The sequence below is a fragment of the Ornithinibacter sp. genome, from assembly GCF_035443565.1.
Lineage (GTDB): Bacteria > Actinomycetota > Actinomycetes > Actinomycetales > Dermatophilaceae > Fodinibacter.
The window spans coordinates 6502-7933 of record NZ_DAORSO010000109.1 but is presented as its reverse complement, the minus strand read 5'-3'; the positions used below and the strand labels follow the sequence as shown (position 1 = coordinate 7933).

Genomic DNA, 1432 nt, shown 5'->3' with positions numbered 1-1432 from the left:
GCCGGTGCGGGAGTTGAGGATCGAGTCGGGTGCCTGGTAGCTCGTCACGGCCTTGGTCGGGGTGCGGCCCCGCCCGACCTGCGTCTCCACGAGCGCCTTCAGCACCGATGGCGTGGTGCCGACCGACGAGGCCAACGAGCGCAGGATGGAGGTGACGTCTCCCACCGGGTCGGCCTGGCGGCGGGCGCCCTCGGGTCGCGATGGCTTGCGGGTGCTGAAGAAGAAGGGGTGCTCGAGGTCGTCAGGGGTGGTGGCCAGCCCGCGCTGGAGGATGCGCATGCCGGTGAAGCCGTCGACGAGCGAATGGTGAATCTTGGTATAGATCGCGAACCGGTTGCCCGACAGGCCCTCGATGACGTGCATCTCCCACGGGGGGCGACGGAAGTCGAGCTGGTTGGAGTGCAGTCGCGACACCAGGACACCGAGTTCGCGCTCGCCGCCGGGGCTCGGCAGGGCCGAGTGGCGGACGTGGTAGTCGATGTCGAACTCGGAGTCCTCGACCCAGCGGTGCACGGGTTGGCGCATCAGGGTGCGGGTCTGCAGGCGGTAGAACCACGGCGACTCGATGGGGGCGGCCCGCAGGTCGTTCACGAGCTGGCGCAGGAACGTGGTGCGCCGCACGCCCTCTGGGTAGGTGAAGTGCAGCAGCGATGCGACGTGCATCAGGGTCTCGGGGGTCTCCCCCATGAGGAAGATCGCGTCGAGCGGGGTGGCCCACCGAGAGCGTCCCACGACGTCAGACCGCCCGGCCGCGCACGGCCGGCGCGTGACCGGTGTACGGCAGCCATGCCCCCTCGGGCTGGGCCAGTCGGTCGCAGATGACCCGCAGCGTGTGCATCTCGTGACCGTAGCCGAGATGGCTGGCCGTGACCTCGACGTTCTCCGTCAGCGGTGCGGGGTCGGACAGGCAGCACTCCCACGCGACGATGCCGTCTTTGCGCGAGTAGATGCACGTCGTCGGCACGCTCAGCGGCGCGGCGCGGGTGGCCAGGGCCTCGTCGGTGAACATCTTCTCGAGGTTGTGGCGGTTCATCAGCCGGTAGACGCGCCACGCGCGGGTGGATGCCGGGTGGCCGCGGAACGGGCTGCCGAGCGTGATCACCGAGCGGGTGTAGTCCGGCAGGGCCCGGGCCATCTCGCGGGCGTAGATGCCCCCGGCGCTCCAGCCGATGAGGCTGACCCGGCGCTGGTAGCGGTCGTGGATCTCGAGGAGGAGGTCCTCGAGCTCTTCGGCGAGCTCCGGGCTGGCGCCGAGGTTGCGGCCGTGCCGCCAGTCGTGGACGTGGTACCCCAGTCGGCGCAGGTGGCTGCGCAGGAAGGCCGTGGACTCGGGGCCGGCGAGGAAGCCGGGGAGCACGATGACGGGGTGCCCGTCCCCGCGGGGCCACTCGTGCAGGTCTCTCGTGCGCACCGCCGCACTCGCCAGCTCGAG

At 70.7% G+C, this 1432-nt stretch carries 2 protein-coding genes; both read right to left on the bottom strand.

The genetic code is table 11. From position 1 onward, the window contains the following. Positions 1-732: wax ester/triacylglycerol synthase domain-containing protein (locus PLL68_RS10840; RefSeq protein ID WP_324533974.1), on the bottom strand; the 732-nt coding region annotated here is incomplete at its 3' end. 4 nt (positions 733-736) lie between these two features. After that, positions 737-1432, bottom strand: a 696-nt coding sequence (locus tag PLL68_RS10835; RefSeq protein ID WP_324533972.1) for an esterase/lipase family protein, incomplete at its 5' end; no start/stop codon positions are given.